At 69.7% G+C, this 19,483-nt stretch carries 14 protein-coding genes; 8 read left to right on the plus strand and 6 right to left on the minus strand.

Annotated features, from left to right (window positions below; genetic code table 11):
* Nucleotides 1-863: 863 nt before the first annotated feature.
* The 6 genes from HEP74_RS04655 to HEP74_RS04680 all read left to right on the plus strand — a co-directional run bounded on the left by HEP74_RS04655 (nucleotide 864) and on the right by HEP74_RS04680 (nucleotide 7,998).
* A complete protein-coding gene (locus HEP74_RS04655; RefSeq protein WP_185815404.1) occupies nucleotides 864-1,883 on the plus strand; it encodes an AAA family ATPase in 1,020 nt (339 codons plus the stop codon).
* Between the two features lie 119 nt (nucleotides 1,884-2,002).
* On the plus strand, nucleotides 2,003-2,935 hold the full coding sequence (locus HEP74_RS04660) for a DUF58 domain-containing protein (RefSeq protein ID WP_255427887.1): 933 nt from the start codon (nucleotides 2,003-2,005) through the stop codon (nucleotides 2,933-2,935).
* A complete protein-coding gene (locus HEP74_RS04665; RefSeq protein WP_185815406.1) occupies nucleotides 2,932-3,387 on the plus strand; it encodes a DUF4381 family protein in 456 nt (151 codons plus the stop codon). The genes HEP74_RS04660 and HEP74_RS04665 overlap by 4 nt, the downstream gene beginning before the upstream one ends.
* A complete protein-coding gene (locus HEP74_RS04670) occupies nucleotides 3,384-4,415 on the plus strand; it encodes a vWA domain-containing protein (protein ID WP_185815407.1) in 1,032 nt (343 codons plus the stop codon). The genes HEP74_RS04665 and HEP74_RS04670 overlap by 4 nt, the downstream gene beginning before the upstream one ends.
* Entirely contained in the window at nucleotides 4,412-6,226 is a 1,815-nt protein-coding gene (locus HEP74_RS04675; RefSeq protein ID WP_185815408.1) for a vWA domain-containing protein, read from the plus strand. The genes HEP74_RS04670 and HEP74_RS04675 overlap by 4 nt, the downstream gene beginning before the upstream one ends.
* A complete protein-coding gene (locus HEP74_RS04680; protein WP_524540764.1) occupies nucleotides 6,223-7,998 on the plus strand; it encodes a BatD family protein in 1,776 nt (591 codons plus the stop codon). The genes HEP74_RS04675 and HEP74_RS04680 overlap by 4 nt, the downstream gene beginning before the upstream one ends.
* Before the next feature lie 643 nt (nucleotides 7,999-8,641).
* Here HEP74_RS04680 and HEP74_RS04685 read toward each other — a convergent pair.
* Nucleotides 8,642-9,631, minus strand: a complete 990-nt coding sequence (locus tag HEP74_RS04685) for a hypothetical protein (protein ID WP_185815409.1) — start codon at nucleotides 9,629-9,631, stop codon at nucleotides 8,642-8,644.
* 751 nt (nucleotides 9,632-10,382) lie between these two features.
* On the opposite strand from HEP74_RS04685, the gene HEP74_RS04690 reads away from it, so the two are divergent.
* Complete coding sequence (locus tag HEP74_RS04690; RefSeq protein ID WP_185815410.1) at nucleotides 10,383-11,696, plus strand: dicarboxylate/amino acid:cation symporter; 1,314 nt, start codon at nucleotides 10,383-10,385, stop codon at nucleotides 11,694-11,696.
* A 132-nt stretch (nucleotides 11,697-11,828) separates the two neighbouring features.
* Nucleotides 11,829-13,829, plus strand: a complete 2,001-nt coding sequence (tkt, locus tag HEP74_RS04695; protein ID WP_185815411.1) for a transketolase — start codon at nucleotides 11,829-11,831, stop codon at nucleotides 13,827-13,829.
* Between the two features lie 194 nt (nucleotides 13,830-14,023).
* Here tkt and HEP74_RS04700 read toward each other — a convergent pair whose 3' ends face one another.
* The 5 genes from HEP74_RS04700 to HEP74_RS04720 form a co-directional block, all read right to left on the minus strand.
* Complete coding sequence (locus HEP74_RS04700) at nucleotides 14,024-14,749, minus strand: DUF2894 domain-containing protein (protein ID WP_185815412.1); 726 nt, start codon at nucleotides 14,747-14,749, stop codon at nucleotides 14,024-14,026.
* The gene (locus HEP74_RS04705; protein WP_185815413.1) at nucleotides 14,739-15,389 is read right to left on the minus strand and encodes an OmpA family protein; all 651 of its coding nucleotides are present in this window, start codon (nucleotides 15,387-15,389) and stop codon (nucleotides 14,739-14,741) included. The genes HEP74_RS04700 and HEP74_RS04705 overlap by 11 nt, the downstream gene beginning before the upstream one ends.
* On the minus strand, nucleotides 15,386-17,722 hold the full coding sequence (locus HEP74_RS04710) for a DUF802 domain-containing protein (RefSeq protein WP_185815414.1): 2,337 nt from the start codon (nucleotides 17,720-17,722) through the stop codon (nucleotides 15,386-15,388). The genes HEP74_RS04705 and HEP74_RS04710 overlap by 4 nt, the downstream gene beginning before the upstream one ends.
* A 10-nt stretch (nucleotides 17,723-17,732) precedes the next feature.
* Entirely contained in the window at nucleotides 17,733-18,464 is a 732-nt protein-coding gene (locus HEP74_RS04715) for a DUF3348 domain-containing protein (protein WP_185815415.1), read from the minus strand.
* Nucleotides 18,465-18,768: 304 nt separating this feature from the next.
* Entirely contained in the window at nucleotides 18,769-19,479 is a 711-nt protein-coding gene (locus tag HEP74_RS04720; RefSeq protein ID WP_185815416.1) for a M23 family metallopeptidase, read from the minus strand.
* Between the last annotated feature and the right edge of the window lie 4 nt (nucleotides 19,480-19,483).

Here is a 19,483-nt window from a genome sequence, read left to right on the forward strand (position 1 = left end):
AGCGCGCGCAACGGCGGCTCCACCAATGGCACGGCCGCAGTTTCAACAGCCTCTACAGTTACGTGCATCCAGGCCTCGGGCGGAGGGGACACCAGCCGATGCAGCATCCAGGCGCCAGGTTGGACAGGCGCGTTAACCGCTGGCCAGTCCATCGGCACAACCGGCGCTGGCACCGTAGTCCTCAATTGTAGCGGCGTGTATGCTGCCAACGGCGGGGGGCTAACTTGCAGTGCAAAAGTCGAGGATACTGTTTGCACTTCGTCTCAATCGCTTACAGCAACTGCCAGATCGGGTCAAACAAGTAGAGGCTTTGCCCCGATCAAAAATGCATCCACTGTTACTTGCACGCAGGCATCTGGTGGCGAGTTCGGCACAACCTGTGGAATTATCGCCCCAGGGTTTACTGGTGTTGTTGTTCCTGTTGGGCAGTCGGTCACAGCTACCGGAGCAGGCACTGTTAGCCTCGGCTGCAACGGATCGTATTCCGCCAATGGCGGTGGCTTGACGTGCGCCGCAACTATTTCTCAGACTTGCCCCTGATGGCGCTTGGGCAGGACGTAAAGAAGGGGCCGTTTGGCCCCTTCTTCGTCGCTTTTCAATCTGTAGATGCCAGAGGGCTGACAGGAAACCAGAACTTTAGGCTTGTTTGGCCCTGCCCTTGTTCAAAGGGACAGCTGCCCCGCTACATGTATGATTCTCAACGACTAAGCGACTGGCACACCAGCCGTGCTGGTATCGAGACGGGAGAAGCATCTGCTTCTCCCGTCCTCGTTTGTGCCGGCGGATGAGGCAAATCTGAATTTGCGGCCGATTGTTGCGCACGACGCAGAACCATTTCACCGCCGATGGGTCAAACTCGGCACATGAACACCACGCCCTCCAGCTTCGATCCCACTCCCGTCGCGCCCGAGCAGCAGCGCCTGCACGCGGCGTTCCTTGCCCTGCGCGACGGCCTGTCCGAAACCATCGTCGGCCAGTCCGCGTTGGTGGAGCGCTTGCTGATCGCGCTGCTCGCCGATGGACACCTGCTGGTCGAAGGCGCGCCGGGCCTGGCCAAGACCACCGCGATCCGCGCGCTGGCCGCGCGGCTGGAAGCGGACTTCGCCCGTGTCCAGTTCACCCCGGACCTGTTGCCGGCCGACCTGACCGGGACCGAGGTATGGCGTCCGCAGGAAAGCCGCTTCGAGTTCCTGCCCGGGCCGATCTTCCATCCGATCCTGCTCGCCGACGAGATCAACCGCGCGCCGGCCAAGGTGCAGTCGGCGTTGTTGGAAGCCATGGGCGAGCGCCAGGTCACCGTCGGCCGGCACACCTATGCGCTGCCGAAGCTGTTCCTGGTGATGGCGACGCAGAACCCGATCGAGCAGGAAGGCACGTTCCCGCTGCCGGAAGCGCAGCTGGACCGGTTCCTGATGCACGTGCGGATCGGCTATCCGGAGGCCGCCGCCGAGGCCGAGATCCTGCGCCTGGCGCGCGAGCGCGCACGCGAAACCCTGGACCACGGCGAAGCGCCGCCGCCGCGGATGCCACTGGACGACGTGTTCGCCGCGCGCCGTGCGGTGCTGTCGCTGCACATGGCGCCGCCGCTGGAGCGCTATCTGATCGAACTGGTGCTGGCCTCGCGCGACGCCAGCGGCTACGACCCGGCATTGGCGCGGCGCATCGCCTGGGGCGCGAGCCCGCGCGGCTCGATCGCGCTGGAGCGTTGCGCGCGCGCACGTGCCTGGCTGGCGGGACGCGATTTCGTGACCCCGGACGACGTGCGTGCGGTGGCGCCGGACGTGTTGCGCCATCGCGTGCTGCCCAGCTACGAGGCCACCGCCGAGGGCTGGGACGGCGATCGTCTGGTCGCCGCGCTGCTGGACAAGGTGCCGCCGCCTTGAGCGGGCGGCAGGGCGAATCCGCGCGGCCGCAGCGCCTCAGCACGCCGGCGTATCGCGCCGCCGTGCAGCCAGTGCGCGGCAGCGTGGCGCAGGCGGGGTAAGCGACGATGGTGGTGCAGGTGACGCCTCCGCAGACGCCACGCGCCGATGCCGCGACCGGCGCGGACGGCGTGCGGCCGACCCTGGCCGAGTTGGTGGCGCTGCGCGCGGCAGTGGCGCGGGTGCCGCCGCCGCGGCGCGGGCGCCATGGCCTCAGCGGCAGTGCGCCGGCGGCGCTGCGCGGTCGCGGCATGGAGTACGCCGAGTCGCGCGAATACGTGGCCGGCGACGACGTGCGCCACATCGACTGGCGGCTCACCGCGCGCAGCGGGCGCACCCATACCAAGCTGTTCCAGGCCGAGCGCGAGCGGCTCAGCCTGATCGTGGCCGATACCGCACCGACGCTGTATTTCGGCACCCGCGTGCGCTTCAAGTCGGTGCAGGCGGCGCGTGCGGGGGCGGTGGCGGCGTGGACCGCACAGCGCCAGGGCGACCGCCTGGCCGCCTTGCGCGGCAGCCGCAGCGAGGCGCCGGTACCGCCGGCGGCCGGGCCGCGCGGCGCGTTGCGCGTGCTCGACGCGCTGGCGCGCTGGTACGCGCAACCGCCGCAGGACGATGCCGGCCTCGGCGTGGCGCTGGAACACGCGGCCAAGCTGCTGCGGCCGGGCTCGCGGCTGGTGGTGCTGGCCGATCCGGCCAGCGCGCATGCGATTCCGGCGGCGCGCTGGGCCGGGTTGGCGCTGCACAACGATGTGGTGTTGCTGCTGTTGGCCGACGCGCTGGAACTGCAGCCGCCGCGGGCGGCGCTGCCGTTCTGGGCCGGCGGGCGCCGGGTGGAAATCGATTTGCAGGCGGCCAGCGCGCAACAGCGCTGGCACGAACAATTCGTCGCGCCGCTGGAAACGCTGGCGGCCGAGCTGCCCGGCCGCGGCGTGCAGGTGCGCGTGCTGCGCAGCGATGCGGCCAGCGAATCCTGGCTGCTGCCGGTGCCCGGCGGGAGCGCGCCGCGATGACGCCGCAACAGCTGCCGTTGCGCGATGTGCATCTGCCGCCGGCGCCACCATGGTGGCCGCCGGCGCCGGGCTGGTTGCTGCTCGGCGCAGCGCTGTTGTTGGCGCTGGGTGTGGCGCTCGGCCTGTGGGCCTGGCGGCGCGCGCGCCTGCGCCGCTGGCAGCGCCAGTTCGATGCGGCGCTCGGCAGCGGCGCTGCGCCGGCGCAAGTGGCCGCGGTGTCGGAACTGCTGCGCCGTGCGGCGCGGCGGCGCGACCCGTCCGCGGCCGCATTGCAGGGCGAGCCATGGCTGCGCTTCCTCGACGGCGGCAAGCGCCAGGACTTCTCTGCGGGACCCGGCCGCGTGCTGCTCGATGGCGGCTATCGGCGCGACCTGGAGCATGCGCAACTGCAGGCGCTGCTGCCGCTGGCGCGGCGCCGCTTCCTCGAGCTGATGGGCGGGCGCCGCGCATGATGGCGATGGGCACGCTCTCGCAGCACTGGCAAAACCTCAGCGATCTGCTCGCCGGGTTCGCCTGGCCATGGATGTGGCTGGCGATGCCGTTGCCGCTGCTGGCGCGCCTGCTGCTGCCGGCGCAGCGCGGTAACGCGCCGGCCTTGCGCGTGCCGTATGGCGCGCAGCTGCAGGCGGTGGCGGCTGCAGCTGCGCGCGGCGGCCTGTGGCGGGTCGGCCTGTGGCTGACATGGCTGGCCTGGTTCTGCCTGTGCGGTGCGGCGGCGCGGCCGCTGCAATTGGGCGAGCCGATCTCGCCGCCGCAGCAGGCGCGGCAACTGATGCTGGCGGTGGATCTGTCCGGCAGCATGAGCGAGCCGGACATGACCCTGGGCGGACGCGTGGTGGACCGACTGACCGCGGCCAAGGCGGTGCTGGCCGACTTCCTCGATCGCCGCGACGGCGACCGCATCGGCCTGCTGGTATTCGGCCAGCAGGCGTATGCGCTGACCCCGCTGACCGCCGACCTGGCGACGGTGCGCGATCAGTTGCGCGACAGCGTGGTCGGCCTGGCCGGACGCGAGACCGCGCTCGGCGACGCGATCGCGCTGTCGGTCAAGCGCCTGCGCGAGCAACCGCAGGGCGACCGGGTGCTGATCGTGCTGACCGATGGCGTCAACACCGCCGGCGTGCTGGAACCGAGCAAGGCGGCGGAACTGGCCAAAGCCGAACACGTTCGCGTCTACACCATCGCCTTCGGCGGTGCCGGCGGCTATTCGCTGTTCGGCTTGCCGATGCCCGGTGGCGGTGGCGACGACCAGGTCGACGAGGACACCTTGCGCAAGATCGCGCAGGACACCGGCGGGCGTTTCTTCCGCGCCCGCGACACCGAGCAACTGGTCTCGATCTATGCCGAGCTGGAGCGCCTGGAACCGGTGCGTTCGGCCGGTCCGGCGGTGCGCCCGCGGATCGAGCGTTATGCGTGGCCGCTGGGCGCGGCGCTGCTGCTGGGACTGATCGCCTTCGTGTGGCCGTGGAGGCGGCAATGAACGCCGTGCTCGGCTTCCTGGAGGCGTTGCATCTGCTGCGTCCGCAGTGGCTGTGGGCGTTGGCGTTGCTGCCGGTGCTGGGCTGGAGCTGGCTGCGCCGGCGCCGGCGCAGCAACGTGTGGCGGCACGCGGTGGACGCGCACCTGCTGCCGCACCTGCTGGCGAAGGAGGACGGGCGGCAATCGCTGTCCGGGTTGTGGCTGGCCGCGCTCGGCTACGTGCTCGCGGTCGTGGCGTTGTCCGGGCCGAGCTGGCGCCAGGAACAGCAGCCGCTGTGGCAGTCGCGCACGCCGCTGGTGATCGCGCTGGATCTGTCGCCGCGGATCGAGGCCGGCGACCTGCCGCCGTCGCGATTGCTGCAGGCGCGCGCCAAGCTGGCGACGCTGCTGCGCGAGCGTGCCGGCGGCGAAGTCGCGTTGCTGGCCTACGCCGGCGAACCTTACACCGTGGCGCCGTTGACCGACGACGCGGCCAACGTCGCCCTGTTCCTGGACGCGCTGTCGCCGCAGGTGATGCCGGCGCCTGGACAGCGCAGCGACCTGGCCATCGATTGGGCGGCACAGCTGCTGCGCCAGGCCGGGTTCACCCGCGGCGACATCCTGCTGCTCAGCGACCAGGCCGACGCGCAGGCGCAGCAGGCCGCGGCGCGCGCGGCCGGGCAGGGTTACCGGGTGTCGGTGCTGGGAGTGGGAACTGCGCAGGGCGCGGCCTATCGCGACGGTCAAGGCGGCGTCGGCCACGCGCAGCTGGATGCCGGTTCGCTGCAAGCGCTGGCGAGCGCCGGCAACGGCCGCTACGCCGCGCTGACGCCCACCGATGCCGATCTGCGCGGCCTGGGCGTGCTGCAACCGGCGCAGCAGCAGGACGCGACAGCCGCCGGCGAGCACAGCGGCCGGGTCTGGCTGGACCAGGGCTACTGGTTGCTGCCGCCGCTATTGCTGCTGGCCCTGTTCGCGTTCCGCCGTCGCGGTGGCGCTGCGTTGCTGCTGGTGTTGCTGCTGCCGTTGGCGATGCCGCTGCCGGCGCATGCGGCGGCGGCTGAGGCGGTCGCCGGCGATTGGTGGCGGCGTCCCGACCAGGTGCGCCAGCAGCGCCTGGATGCGGGCGTGCAGGCCTACCGCAAGGGCGATTTCGCCGCCGCGCAGCAACAGTTCGAAGGCATCGACAGCGACCAGGGCTGGTACAACCTGGGCAATGCATTGGCCCGCCAGGGCCGCTACGACGAGGCGATCGACGCCTACGACAAGGCGTTGCGGCAGCATCCGCAGATGCCCGATGCGATCGCCAACCGCGCCGCAGTCGATGCCGCGCGCAAGCGCCAGTCCGGGCAAAACGGCTCCGCGCAGAACAAGCCGGGACAGCAGGGCAAGGACCAAGCGCAGCAGAACCAGAAGGGCCAGCCGCAATCGGGCGCCGGCGGCGCGCCCAAGGGCCAGGACCCGTCGCAGGCCAAGGCGCCGGCGCCGGCGGATGCGCAAGGCCAGCCAGGGCAGAAGAATGCGCAGTCGCAGGCGGGGACCAAGCAGAAGGATGCGTCGCCGCCGGGACCACCGAAGCCGGGCGATGCGCAGGCGCAGCAGCAGGCCGACGCGGCGCAGCGCCAGCAGATGCAACAGGCGATGGCGCAGCAGGGCGCGGCAGGCAAGGAGGCGGCCGCACGCGCTGCCGCCGCTGCCGCGGAAACCCCGCAGCAGCGCGAACAGCGCCAGGCGGTGGAGGCATGGCTGCGGCGGGTGCCGGACGATCCGGGCAACCTGCTGCGCGCCAAATTCAAGCTCGAACACGAACGCAGGCAGCGGGAAGGACCATGATCGAACGCAAGCAACGCCGCTGGCGCGGGGGCGTGTCCGCGATGCGGATGCGATCGGCACTGCTGACGGTGTGGGCAGCGTTGCTGCTGACCGCGCTGACGCTGCCGGCCACGGCCGCCACCCGTGCCTGGCTGGACCGCGACAGCATCGGCGCCGGCGAGAGCGTCACCCTCAACATCGAGACCGACCAGGGCCTGGCGGCGCCGGAGTACGCGCCGCTGCGCGCGCAGTTCGCGCTCAGCGACGAGGTCAACAGCCGGCAGATGCAGATGGTCAACGGCCAGGTCATCGCCAAGTCGCTGTTCGGCGTGGCGCTGACCCCGCGCGACACCGGCACGATCGACATCCCGTCGTTGCGGGTGGGCAACGAGCGCACCGCGCCGCTGCGGCTGCAGGTCGCCGCGGCCGCGCCGGCGCCGGCCGGCAGCACCCGCGCCGGCGATCCGGCGCAACTCGGCAATGCCGACGTGTTCGTGCAGACCGTGGCCGACGACGCGCAGCCGTATGTGCAGCAGAGCGTGGGCGTGGTGGTGCGGCTGTACCTGGGCGTGCCGCTGACCTCGGGCGAACTGGATCTGGATCCGCCGGCCGGCGCCGCGCTGCAGCGCATCGGCGACGATGTGCAGAGCCGGCGCGAAATCGACGGACGCATGTTCACCATCGTCGAGCGCCGCTACCTGCTGGTGCCCGAGCGCAGCGGGCCGTTGACGCTGCCCGGCGCGCGCTTCCGCGGCCGCGGCCCCAGCGGCTTCTTCGACGATTATTTCGGCCGCGGCGGCGACCTCAGCGCGCGCAGTGCGGCGCAGACCCTGCAGGTGCGCGCGCAACCGGCCAATGCGCCGCAGCCGTGGCTGCCGCTGCACGACCTGCGCCTGCGCTACACCGCCACGCCGCAGCGTGCGGCGGTGGGCGAGGCGGCCGACATCGTGGTCGAGGCCAGCGCGCGCGGCGCCACCCAGGCGCAGTTTCCGGAGCTGCCGACGCCAAGTGTGGATGGCGCGCAGGTGTTCGCCGAGCCGCCGCAGTTCGATGAGAAGTTCGTCGACGGCAGCCCGCAACTGAAGATCACCCGGCGCTACTCGATCGTGCCGCAAACCGCGGGGCCGTTGCGGGTCAGCGGGCTGCGCGTGCCGTGGTGGGACGTGGCGGCCGGCAGCGCGCGCGAGGCCAGCTTGCCCGATCTGGACCTGCAGGTGCTGCCCGGGCGTGCCGCACCCGCTGCGCCTGCGGCGCCGGCCAGCGCAGCGGCGCCGAGCGTGGACACGGCGCCGGCCGGCAATGCGGTGACGCCGACTCACGCAGTGTCCGGATGGCGCGGGTCGTTGCCGCTATGGATGGCGCTCGCCGCGCTGTTCGCGCTGCTGTGGCTGGCGACGCTGGTGTGGGCTTGGCGCCGCGGCCGCAACCGCGGTGCGCCTGCACCGGCCGGCGCATACGCTGCGCCGGCTGCGGTGGGGGCTGCGCCACGCGCGCGCTACGGCCTGCCCGACCTGCGCAAGGCGCTGGATGCCGGCGGCCTGGACGAGGTCGCCGCGATCCTGTGCGCGCAGGCCGGCGTCGCCGACCTCGATGCCCTGCTGACCCGCCTGGACGATCCCGCGCAACGCGAAGCGGTGCTGCGCCTGCAACGCGCGCGCTGGGGCGGTGCCGGCGATGTGCCCGGCGCGCGCGCCGCGCTGCGCCAGGCGTTCTGGGCCGGGCCGCGTTGGCGCGATACGCCGCGCAAGCATGGCAAGGACGAGCTGCCGCCGCTGTATCCGCGCGACGCGTAAGGCGTTTCTCGCGGACAAGATAATCTGGCGCGAGGTAGCGCCTGGCTGCACGCCTTGGCGCCCGGCGACGTTGGTGTCGGTGATTTCCCGCATGCCGCCGCGGCACGGGCGCCAGTCTCGCGCCTGCGCTCGCCGCCTCGTGCGGCACGCCACGGCCGAGATGGCGCTGGTACGCGGCAACTACGACCGCTATGCAAGCGCCCCGCTAACGGCCCTGGGCACAGCGGCGGTGGATGCGCTCTGGTCCGCCGGCCGCTCGCGTGCTGCCACCGTCCGCAGACCCCATCCCACGCCATGTGCTGGCCAGTCACGTGCGCCCGTCCGCGGTGCTGCGGGGCCGCGCGCGACGCCGTGCGTTAGCCGTGCTTCGGCATCGCCCCCGCAGCCGACGCTGCTGCCGGGGTTCGGCTTCTTCACCGGCACCGCCCACGTTGAAGTCTGATACGGCGCAGCGGCTGTTCGCCTTGGAGGGCGGGCCGGTCTCGCCGGCACCGCCCGTCCGCGTCCAAGGAGATGATTCGAACATGGCTGTTGTCGGCCATTGCCTCGATCCGACGTCCTGCGTCTATGCCGGATGCGAGCGTTGATGGCTTGTAAGCGGCAAGGCGCGCTCATCAGCTACGGTAGGGCAAGGCGCCAAATTTCAATACCGGGTGATGACCGAATGGTCCGACCAAAGAACACCCACTTTCAGCATGCCTTCCTGCCTGACTGGCCCCAGCACCCAAGTGTTGGGATCATTGCCGGCTGCGATGTGCCGCAGGTCCATGGCCTCGGTCTGGGCAAATACCCCGTCCACCCGGTAATCGTTCAAATCCCAGCTGGCTTTCAGCTGTTCCGGCAGGCCTTCGTTGTAAGCCTGGACCATGTTCGCGAGGTTTTGACGGGTGATGCAGGTGTGGTAGAAACGCTCTTCGTTGAGCGGGACCCGGCCGATGACGGAATCGTCCGAACCAGGCGCTTTCGTCGTGAATAGACCATTCTCCTTGGCCAGCGAATACATGTAGCGGCCTACTTCGGCGTTGCCCCAGCCTTCACCGGTGCCTTCGTTCCGGTTGGCCCAAAGTTTGATCGTCAAGTTGATGTTCTTGCCCAGCCTGGTGTCCTGGATGAAGACCGAAAAGTAGCTTTGCACCTTGGGGTCGCTCTCTCCGGAGAAGTAGGTCACCTTGTGCCGCGCCGCAAAGCACACTCGACTATTGGGTCCAAAGGACCAGTTGTGGATCTGGTTGTTGTCCAGCGAGCCCCCGAATGCGCCGTCCATCTTGTAGTCGACAGCGCCGTCATGCGCGTAGGTATTCAAGAATACGCCCGCCTTGCCTCCTCCCATGTTGAAGCTCGTACTGCCATAGTGGGTGGCATTGAAGCTGGCTTGATTCGCCGCTTGTACAGGTGCGCCGGCCTGAGTGAAGGCATTCACGTCCCACAGTGCGTGCAGCGGAAAGTCCACCGCGCTGCCGTGACCTTCATTGAATAGATAGTAGCCCTTGGGTTGGTGCGCCTTGCCCGCCAACCCGCCTGCCCACTCGGTACCGGATGCGCGTTGCCAGATTTCATTCTCGGCCTTCGCCGTCGTTGCTGTGCCAGTCAAGGCGGCGGTAGCCAACGTCAGGGCGAACAGAGTCTTCTTCATGGGTTTCCTTTCTTTGTGCCGATATTGGCGTCGAGCGAAATGCTCGAGGGGACTGATTCCAGTGCTGTCCCCGCGCTTCAATTTAGCTATCCAGCAATGCCGGAAATAAGATTTCCGGCACAATAAAAAGATTCGGCTGCCAATTATTCCAAGCCGTGTGCCAGTTTCTAGTTGCAGCATGGCCGATACGCCCAGCTATGGCCGCATCTCTGCGTACGGGGCACGGTTGGCGGCATGTGCGATGCACTGCTGATCGCCGGCTGCGCCTCCAGCGATGGTCGCTGCGATCGAGGAATTACGTCGAATCGCCTCGCTGCGACCTGCTCCCAAAGAGGTACGCCCTGCGCTTGCACAGGTTGCGCGAGTTCTCGGCGAATGTCTGCTGGACGATGCAGGACGCGTAGTGGATGTAGTTCGGCAGCGAGCGCGGACGGCGCCGCGGGTCCAGCGGCAGGCGCGGTTATCGTGCGTCCAGGCCAACTACGCGCCACGTTACCGGCATGCCTTCGGCGCGAAGCACTGCGTGTGACGGTAGAGCGCGGGGCTGCGCGGAAGATCGACGCGGCAAGAGCGGGATGGTGAGGCCGGTCGGCATCGCGCATTTCTGCGTGGTGGACGACGTGACCACGCTCTAGGGCACGGATCGGCATGCCACCGCGCCTGTGCGCGCCTCGCTCGCCGCCCGCGCACGCTTGCGGGCCACCGGTGCGGGTTTGTTAAGCTCGCGGTTCTTTCCTGCAAGGCACACACCATGACCGACACCCCCGTGAAGGCCAAGACCGGCATGCCTTTGCATTGGAAAATGGCGATCGGCTTCGCTTTCGGGCTGGTGTTCGGCCTGGCCGTGCACATGAGCGTGGGCGGCGATGCGGCCTGGGTGCAGGCGTTGACCACGTACCTGACCACGCCGTTGTCCAAGCTGTTCCTCAGCCTGATCTTCATGCTGATCGTGCCGCTGCTGTTCTCGGCGCTGGTGATGGGCATTTCCGAGATGGGCGACATCCGCGCGCTGGGCCGGATCGGCTGGAAGACGCTCGGCTATACGGTGGTGCTGTCCGGCATCGCCGTGCTGCTCGGGCTGGTGCTGGTCAACGTGCTCAAGCCGGGCATCGGCGTGGACCACGCACTGGCGCAGCAACTGCTGCAGCAGAACGCGGAGCGTGCCGCGCAGATCGTCGACCAGAGCAAGCAGCAGCCGCGCGGGATGGACATGCTGCTGTCGATCGTGCCCGACAACGTGGTCGCCGCCGCCTCCAGCAACGGCGCGATCCTGTCGCTGATGTTCTTCGCGGTGATGTTCGGCGTGGGCATGGTGCTCAGCGACGACGCCAAGGTGGCGACGCTGCGGCGCGGCATCGAAGGCGTGTTCGAGATCTCGATGACCCTGATCGGGCTGGTGATCCGCCTGGCGCCGTACGCGGTGGCCTGCTTCATGTTCAACCTGGCGGCGCTGTTCGGCTTCGAACTGTTGATCCGCCTCGGTGCCTACGTCGGCGTGGTGGTGCTGGCGCTGGGCCTGCACATGGTGGTGACCTACGGGCTGGCGGTGAAGTTGGCCGGGCGCTCGCCGCTGGCGTTCTTCCGCGCCACCCGCGAGGCCACGGTGATGGCGTTCTCCACCGCCTCCAGCAACGCCACCTTGCCCACCGCGCTGCGCGTGGCCGACGAGATGGGCCTGCCGAGCAAGGTGTCGCGCTTCGTGCTGACCGTCGGCGCCACTGCCAACCAGAACGGCACCGCGCTGTTCGAGGGCGTCACCGTGATCTTCCTCGCCCAGTTCTTCGGCGTGGAGCTGAGCATCGCGCAGCAGTTCATGGTGATGCTGGTGTGCATCCTCGGCGGCATCGGCACCGCCGGCGTGCCGTCCGGCTCGCTGCCGGTGGTGGCGCTGATCTGCGCGATGGTCGGGGTGGACCCGGTTGGCATCGGCATGATCCTGGGCGTCAACCATTTCCTGGACATGTGCCGCACGGCGCTGAACGTGACCGGCGACCTGGCGCTGACCACCCTGGTGGCGAAGGGCGAAGGCAACGACGCCGCGCCACGGGCGGCTGCAATCGGCTGATCGGCCTAGTGCGGCGGCGTCCGAGGCCGCCGCCGTCGCGCGTCCAGGTCCGGTGACTGTCCTGCGCTTCGGGCTGTGGGACAATGGTGGACCCGACGCCCCCGCGCCCGTTCCCTGTCCAATAGAACTCACATGACCACGCCTACTCGCCGCCAGCTCGCCAACGCGATCCGCTTCCTCGCCGCCGATGCGGTCGAGGCCGCCAAGTCCGGCCATCCCGGCATGCCGATGGGCATGGCCGACATCGCCGAAGTGCTGTGGAACGACTTCCTCAGCCACAATCCGAACAATCCGAAGTGGTTCAACCGCGACCGCTTCGTGCTCTCCAACGGCCACGGTTCGATGCTGCAGTACGCGCTGCTGCACCTGTCCGGCTACGACCTGCCGCTGGAGCAGCTGAAGCGTTTCCGCCAGCTTCACAGCAAGACCGCCGGCCACCCCGAGCGCAGCGAGACCCCCGGGGTGGAGACCACCACCGGCCCGCTCGGCCAGGGCTTCGCCAACGCGGTCGGTTTCGCGCTGGCCGAGAAGCTGCTGGCGCAGCGCTACAACCGCCCCGAGCACCAGATCGTCGACCACCGCACCTGGGTGTTCATGGGCGACGGCTGCATGATGGAAGGCATCTCGCACGAAGCCGCCTCGCTGGCCGGCACCTGGGGCCTGGGCAAACTGGTCGCGTTCTGGGACAACAACCATATCTCCATCGACGGCAACACCGCCGGCTGGTTCAGCGACAACACCCCGGCGCGGTTCGAGGCCTATGGCTGGCACGTGCTGCGCGATGTCGACGGCCAGGATGCCGACGCGATCAAGGCCGCGATCGAGGCCGCCATCGGCGAGAGCGACAAGCCGACCCTGATCTGCTGCCGCACCACCATCGGCTTCGGTGCGCCGAGCAAGGCCGGCAAGGAATCCTCGCACGGCGCGCCGCTGGGCAAGGACGAACTGGAAGGCGCGCGCAAGGCGCTGGACTGGCCGTACGGCCCGTTCGAGATCCCGCAGGAGATCTACGACGGCTGGCGCGCCGGTGGCGCCGGCACGCTGCGCCAGGCCGAGTGGGAGCAGGCGTTCGACAAGTACGCCAAGCAGTTCCCGGCCGAAGCCGCGGAGCTGACCCGCCGTTCGCACGGCGAACTGCCGGAGGACTTCATCGCCCAGGCCGACGCCTACATCGCCAAGCAGGCGAGCGAAGCGCAGACCATCGCCTCGCGCAAGGCCTCGCAGATGGCGATCGAGGCGTTCGCGCCGCTGCTGCCGGAACTGGTCGGCGGCTCGGCCGACCTGGCGCATTCCAACCTGACCCTGTGGAAGGCCAGCAAGTCGGTCGCCACCGACGACCCGAACGCCAACTACGTGTACTACGGCGTGCGCGAGTTCGGCATGACCGCGATTGCCAATGGTCTTGCGCTGCACGGCGGCTTCATCCCGTTCGACGCCACCTTCCTGGTGTTCAGCGACTACGCGCGCAACGGCGTGCGCATGAGCGCGTTGAACCCGGCGCATGCGATCCACGTCTACACCCACGATTCGATCGGCCTGGGCGAAGACGGCCCGACCCATCAGCCGGTGGAACACCTGGCCTCGCTGCGCTACATCCCCAACAACGACGTGTGGCGCCCGTGCGACACCGTCGAGTCGGCGGTGAGCTGGAAGGCCGCGATCACCCGCCAGGACGGCCCGAGCTGCCTGGTGTTCAGCCGCCAGAACCTGCCGTTCCAGGCGCGCAGCGACACGCAGATCAAGCAGATCGAACGCGGCGGCTACGTGCTGGCCGATGCCGAGGGCGGCGCGCCGGACGTGATCCTGATCGGCACCGGTTCGGAAGTGGGCCTGGCCGTTGAGGCGAAGAAGGTGCTGGATGCCGCGGGCCTGAAGACTCGCGTGGTGTCGATGCCCTCGACCGACGTGTTCGACCGCCAGGACGCGGCCTATCGCGAATCGGTGCTGCCGAACGCGGTGCGCAAGCGCGTGGCGGTGGAAGCCGGCGTCACCGGTTTCTGGCGCAAGTACGTGGGCCTGGACGGTGCGGTGGTCGGCATCGACACGTTCGGCGCCTCTGCACCGGCCGACGAGCTGTACAAGTACTTCGAGATCACCGCCGAGCACGTGGTCGCGGCGGCGAAGGCGTTGTAACGCGGCGTCTTCCGCGGTACGGAAAAGGCCGGCGCAGCCGACCTTTTTCTTGTGTGCGTGCTTGCGTTGTCGCGGTGTAGTGGCGCGGCTTCTGTAGGAGCGGCTTTAGCCGCGACAGGCATTGTCGGTAACGCGGGTCGCGGCTAAAGCCGCTCCTACAAGGGATCTATGCGCCAATCGGGCGCGGCCGCGTTTCAGCTGCGCTTGCGCGGCTTGCCGCGCGTCGGCTTCTTGCCGATGGCGCCGCCGGGCTTCTGTTGCGTCGCGAGAACGTCATGGTCGTGCATCTGCTGCAGCCACGACAGCGCGTCGACGTAGGCCAGGAAATGCTGCAGATAGCCCGGCGACAGGGTGCGCATCAGCGCCAGCGCGCGGTGCACCAGCACGCCGGAATTCAGCGGGCCGGCATCGGCAGGGGCATGCTGCAGCGATTGCCGCAGCTGGCTGCGGCTGCGCAACTCGGTCCACAGTCTGCGCGCATCATCGAGTGCGGGCAGTGGCTGCGCAGGCTGCGGCGGCATGGCATTTGCCGCGCCACTCGCGCTACTCGCGTGATTCGCGTCATGCGCGTCATGCGCGGTGCCGCCGGCGAACCGCTGCAGCAGTTCGCCGAGCGGGCTGCGCGCGGTCGCGGCATCGGCGACGACGGCGACGGCGACAGCCTCGCTGTCGGTATCGATAGCGTCATGGGCATCGACGTCGGCGGTCGTCGCGGCCGACATCCTGGCCAGGTCCGCGGCATAGGCGTCGAGCAGCACGGACAGTTTCTGCTCGAGCAGGCGCCGCGCTTGGCCATGATGCGCATCGACGCGCCGCGCCAGCGCTTCGATGAAGCGGAAGCGCAGCGGATCCATGCGCTCGGCGTGTCGCTGCCGCCATGCGCCGAGCAATTCGCTCGCGGATGTCGCGTTATCGCGCATGCGCTCGCGCGGCAGAGGTGGACAGCTTCGGCAGCGGCGCCATTTCCACGCGCCGGTTGCTGGCGCGTCCGGCTTCGTCGGTGTTCGGGCTGACCGGTTGCTGCGCGCCGAACGCGGCGGCGAACACCGCGTCGGCCGGCACGCCTTCGTCGATCAGCGCACGGGTCACGGTCAGCGCGCGCTGCGCCGACAGTTCCCAGTTGTCGGCGAATTGGCGGTTGCTGTCGCGCACCTGGCGGTCGTCGGTGAAGCCGCTGACCATCAGGATCTCGCCGCGCGCCTTGAGGTAACCGGCCAGCGGCGCGGCCAGGCTCTTGAGCACCTCGCGTCCCTCCGGCTGCAACTGGTCGGAATTGAGCGCGAACAGCACGCTGCCGCGGATGCCGATGCGGCCATCGACCAGGGTCACCCGGCCTGCCGCCAGCGGCGCGGCCAGCGCCTGTTCCAGGGTCTTGCGTTGCCGCGCCTCGGCCTGCCGTTGCCGGACTTCCTCGTCCAACTTGTTCGACAGCTGCAGTTGCACGCCGATCACGCCGATCAGGATCAGCACGAACGCACCCAGCAACACCGACATCAGGTCGCCGAACACGGCCCAGATCGGCGCGCCTGATTCGGCGTCGATTTCCAGCTCGTCGCTCATGCCGCTTCGGCCCCGCCGTCGGCGTGCTGGCCGGGCAGCTGGCGCAATTCCTCGATGATCTGCTTCTGCGACAGCATGCTCAGGTCGATGACTTCGCGCGCCTGGGCCACGTAATAGGCCAGTTGCTCGTCGCTGCGCGCGAGCGACTTGTCCAGCGCCTGCTCGATGCCCTGCAGGCGCTCCAGCAGTGCCGCGTTCGATTGCCCGAACGCCTCCACCGCGCCGCCGAATGCATCACCCAGACTCGCCACCTCGGTGGCCCCGACCGCGACCTGCGCGGCGACCGATTCGAGCTTGCCGGTCTCCGCTTCGATGTGGTCGGTGAAGCGGGTGCCGACGCGTTCGAGCAGGTCGGCCGAGGTGGTGACCAGGGCGTCCACCGCGGTACGTTGCTCGGTGGAGGCGTGGTTCACCGCGTCGAGCAAGGTGTGCAGCGTGTCCAGCAGGCGGCTGCGCTCTTCCAGCATGGCGGTGTCGCGGACCATGCTCTCGGAGAGTTTCTGGCGCAGTTCGGCGACGACATCGGCGGCGGCCTTGGGCGCTTCCGAGGCGGTCTGCACCAGGCGCGAGATCTCGGCGATGGTCTCGCTGGCATGCGCCTGGGTCTGCGCCGCGATCGCGCCTGCGGTGCGTTCGAGGGTGTCGCAGATGTCCTGCTGGCGCTGCGCGATGCGCTCGCCGTTGCGCTCCCAGTCCGCGTTCAAGCCGGCGACCATCGCGGCGAACGTGTCGGTCCACGTGGCCAGGCGCGCGTGGTCGCGCGCTTGCAGCGCGTCCTGCGATTGTTCGTGGGAATGCTGCATGGCCTCGACCAGCGCCGCCGCGCGTTGCTCCAGCGTCGCCGCGGCCGCGTCCAGCGCCTGCGCGTTGCGCTTGGCCAGGGCGGCGTTGACGTCCTCCTGGCGCGACAGCGCATCGCCCCAGGCCTGCTTGGCGCCATCGGCGGTGGCGTCGAGGCGTACCGAGATCGCGTCCAGCGCCTGTGCGTTACGTTCCGCCAACTGCGCGTTGATCGCTTCCTGGCGCGACAGCGCATCGCTCCAGGCCTGCTTGGCGCCATCCGCCGTGGCATCCAGGCGCACCGAGATGGCATCCAGCGCCTGCGCGTTGCGCTCCGCCAATTGCGCGTTGATCTCTTGCTGGCGCGACAGCGCATCGTTCCAGGCCTGCTTGGCGCCATCCGCAGTGGCGTCCAGGCGCGCCGACACGGCATCCAGCACGCCGTTCGAGCGCGTCGCGAAGCTGTCGCCGAAGCCTTCCAGCGCGCTGCGCAGATCCTGGACCAGCGCCTGGTTGGTATCGCGCTGGCCGGCCAGTGCGGCATCCCACGCCTGTGCGGCGCGCGCGGCGGCGTTCTCGAAGCCGCTGGCCAGGCCGTCCAGCTGGCGCTGCACGGCCTGGCCGACGTGCTCGTGCAGCGTGGCGGTTTCGCGCGCCAGACCGTCCAGGGTGGCCTGCATCACCGGCTGCAGTGCCGCGCCGAGCGCGCGCGCGTTCTCCGCGACGCCGGCCTGCAGCGACTGCTCCACCGCGCCGGCCAGGCGCGTGTAGGCGGCCTCGGTCCTGGCGTGGAAGGCGTCCTGGTTGCTGGCCAGGCGTTCGCCGCTGGCCGCGCCCTGTTGCTCGATGCCGGCTGCCATCGCCTGCAGCCGGTCGATCAAGGCCGGCATCAATTCGGTCTGCCGCTGCAGCAGCTTGAACGCTTCGCTGCGCTGGAACGCCTGCGAATGGACGTGCAGCGTGGTCGCGATGGCCAGGTCGAGCGCTTGCACCGCCTGCAGCCGCTCGCGCCGGCAAAGTGCGGCGAGCAAGCCGAGCATCGCCGAGCTGGCCACGCCGGCGATGGAGGTGCCGAACGCGAAGCCCAGGCCCTTGACCGGTGCGGCCAGCGAGTCGCGGATGGCCTGCAGGTCGGTCGCGCTTTCCAGCGCCAGGCCGGTACCGCGCAGGGTCGCCATCATGCCCAGGAAGGTGCCGAGCATGCCCAGCAGGACCAGCAGGCCGACCAGGTACGGGGTCAGCCCCGGCGCCGGCAAGGCCACGCGCTCGCCGTCGATGCGCAGGCGCACCGCGTTGCGCAGGCTCGGATCCAGGCGTTGCAGCCAGCCGCCCAGGTCGGACCGCGCCGCCTCCGCGTCGTCCACGGCATGGACCAGCGTGACCGTGGCCTGCTGGTAGCGGTACAGCTCCAGCGCGCCGGCCACGTAGCACGCGCCGATCAGCAGCGCGAAGGAGACGCCTAGCGGATTGTTGCCGAGGTAGCCCACGCCGATCCAGCACACGGCGGCGAGGCCGGCCAGGAACACGACGGAATTGAAGAAGTTCTTGAACATGATGTCTCGGTCAGCGGGGGCGCAGCGCTGCGAGCAGCGCGTCGATGGGATGGAAGCGGACGTCCAGCTCGGCGCGCAGCACGTTGCGCATGTCCTGGCGGAACACGTCCAGCCAGGCGTTGGCGGTCGGTGCCTGAGCGGTGTCCGCCGTGTGCGTATCGGCCGCCGCGGCGGGCTCGGTGTCGCGCAGGCGTTCGAAATGCTGTTGCAGCAGCGCCGGCACGGCCGCCAGCAGGGTCTGTTCGCGCGGACTCAGGGTCAGCTCCATGACCGCATCCACGTCCGCCAGCCGCGCCATGTCGGCCGACGTGCGCGCCAGTGTGTCGCGCAGCTGGCCACGCAGGCGGCCGGTCGCGGTCAGCATCGAGCGCTGCAGCGCCAGGTAGCGCTGGCGGAACGGCGCATAGTCGAGCGGCGCGTTCGCGTCGGCGGCGTGGCCAGGCCGGGGGCCTTGCTTGCCGGCGTCCGCGGCGGTGTCGCTGGAAATCGCCTCCTCCAGCGCGCTGCGCACGCGCGCGCACTCGTGTGCGTCGACGCCCTCGAACGGCGCGTCGGCGTCGATGGCGGTCGGCCTGCCGTCCAGCGCCCTGGACACGGCCACGGCACGCGTCCAGTCGATCCATTGGCCGAGCCGGTCGGCCAGCGCGGGGCTGGACGGCGCGATGTCGGCGTCGGTGAGACGTGCGAGGAGGCGAATGAACGCCGGGCCCGGGACAGGCGGCCGTGGAAGAGCTTTCGCCATTGCTTCTGGGTAAAACCGGGAATTTTACACGCGAATGACATGGCGGGCCGGCCGGCGACCCCGGCGGCGGCCCGAAAGCCGGCTCACCGGTCCGGTGCGGTTCAAGCTGCGGTTTTTCGATTGCCGCCGGCAATGGCGCAGAGCGCCTTGCGTGGGCGTACTGCGGGAGCGGCTGCGCAGGCAAGCGTCGGTGGGGCGGAGGCCTGCGTTTCAAGGCGTTCGGCCATCGGCGGATCCAGACACGATGCGGACGTGCCTGCGCTCGCGCAGCCTGTGGAGACGCAACTTCAGGCCGCGCCTGCGCCTACAACCGCTGCTCGCCGCGCAGCAGCGGATACGGATTGAGCGATTCGCCCTTCCACCACTGCTTTTCCGGGCCCAGCCGGTGGATCTCGAAATGCAGGTGCGGCGCGCCGGGATCGGCATTGCCGGTGCTGCCGACATAGCCGAGCACCTGGCCGCGGCGGATCGTCTGTTTCTCCGCCAGTCCATCCGCGTAGCGCTGCAGGTGCGCGTAATAGTAGGCGTAGCGGCCGCTGGGTTCGAACTGGTACACGGTGAGGCCGCCGCGTTCGCTGTCGAACAGCTTCTCCACGCTGCCGTCGGCTACCGCCAGCACCGGCGTGCCGGCCGGCGCCAGGATGTCGATCGCGTCGTGGCGGCGGCCCTGGCTGCGCGCGTCGGTGAAGGTGTCCTGCAACTGGTCGCGGCGCACGCCTTGTACCGGGATCAGCAGGTCATCGGAAGCGTTCGCCGGCGCAGCCGCGGGGGCCTCTGCGGCCGCGGCAGGCTGCGCCGCCGGTGCGGCGTCCGTCGCCACGGGGGCAGGCACCAGGGTAAGCGCCTCCCGCTGCGCCGGCGCCGTTGCCGGCGCTGCGGCGGGCGACATCGCCGGCGTGGCCGCCGCATCGTCGGCATGGGCAGCGCTGGGGCGCACCTGCACGCCGGCGCGCAGCACCCAGTAGCCGAGCGCTACCGCCATCACCAGCGCCGCCAGGCTGAGCAGGGTCTTCATCCGC

It is taken from the genome of Xanthomonas sp. SS (assembly GCF_014236835.1).
Taxonomy (GTDB): Bacteria; Pseudomonadota; Gammaproteobacteria; order Xanthomonadales; family Xanthomonadaceae; genus Xanthomonas_A.

What these genes read in the sequence shown, in the direction of transcription:
- HEP74_RS04655 (WP_185815404.1), top strand. Translation starts at nt 864, where the DNA reads ATGAACACCACGCCCTCCAGCTTCGATCCCACTCCCGTCGCGCCCGAG.
- HEP74_RS04665 (WP_185815406.1), top strand. Translation starts at nt 2,932, where the DNA reads ATGACGCCGCAACAGCTGCCGTTGCGCGATGTGCATCTGCCGCCGGCG.
- HEP74_RS04670 (WP_185815407.1), top strand. Translation starts at nt 3,384, where the DNA reads ATGATGGCGATGGGCACGCTCTCGCAGCACTGGCAAAACCTCAGCGAT.
- HEP74_RS04675 (WP_185815408.1), top strand. Translation starts at nt 4,412, where the DNA reads ATGAACGCCGTGCTCGGCTTCCTGGAGGCGTTGCATCTGCTGCGTCCG.
- HEP74_RS04680 (WP_524540764.1), top strand. Translation starts at nt 6,223, where the DNA reads ATGATCGAACGCAAGCAACGCCGCTGGCGCGGGGGCGTGTCCGCGATG.
- HEP74_RS04685 (WP_185815409.1), bottom strand. Translation starts at nt 9,631, where the DNA reads ATGAAGAAGACTCTGTTCGCCCTGACGTTGGCTACCGCCGCCTTGACT.
- HEP74_RS04690 (WP_185815410.1), top strand. Translation starts at nt 10,383, where the DNA reads ATGACCGACACCCCCGTGAAGGCCAAGACCGGCATGCCTTTGCATTGG.
- tkt (WP_185815411.1), top strand. Translation starts at nt 11,829, where the DNA reads ATGACCACGCCTACTCGCCGCCAGCTCGCCAACGCGATCCGCTTCCTC.
- HEP74_RS04700 (WP_185815412.1), bottom strand. Translation starts at nt 14,749, where the DNA reads ATGCGCGATAACGCGACATCCGCGAGCGAATTGCTCGGCGCATGGCGG.
- HEP74_RS04705 (WP_185815413.1), bottom strand. Translation starts at nt 15,389, where the DNA reads ATGAGCGACGAGCTGGAAATCGACGCCGAATCAGGCGCGCCGATCTGG.
- HEP74_RS04710 (WP_185815414.1), bottom strand. Translation starts at nt 17,722, where the DNA reads ATGTTCAAGAACTTCTTCAATTCCGTCGTGTTCCTGGCCGGCCTCGCC.
- HEP74_RS04715 (WP_185815415.1), bottom strand. Translation starts at nt 18,464, where the DNA reads ATGGCGAAAGCTCTTCCACGGCCGCCTGTCCCGGGCCCGGCGTTCATT.
- HEP74_RS04720 (WP_185815416.1), bottom strand. Translation starts at nt 19,479, where the DNA reads ATGAAGACCCTGCTCAGCCTGGCGGCGCTGGTGATGGCGGTAGCGCTC.